This window comes from Leifsonia sp. SIMBA_070 (assembly GCF_046534635.1).
GTDB lineage: Bacteria > Actinomycetota > Actinomycetes > Actinomycetales > Microbacteriaceae > Leifsonia.
Map to the genome: position 1 here is coordinate 1 of NZ_JAWRYK010000808.1, position 243 is coordinate 243.

At 68.3% G+C, this 243-nt stretch carries 1 pseudogene; it reads left to right on the plus strand.

The annotated features are described in order from the left end of the window. Window positions 1-243 (plus strand): annotated as a pseudogene (locus tag SB754_RS22455) (adenylate/guanylate cyclase domain-containing protein); the annotation flags it as partial.

Genomic DNA, 243 nt, shown 5'->3' on the forward strand with positions numbered 1-243 from the left:
GAGGTGAAAAACCCAGTGCCGCGCGAGAACTCGGTCTGGCTGCCGTCGAATCGTGGCAGGCATTCGTGTCGCGTCGCGGCCGGTCCGGGCCGGACGACGGCAGCGGGCCCGTCACGATCCTGTTCACGGACCTGGTGGGATTCTCAACCTGGGCCCTCGGTGCGGGCGATGACGCCGTCCTGGAATTGCTCGGCGAAGTGAACCGGACCGGCGAGGAGATCATCAGCAGGCGCGGCGGCACGG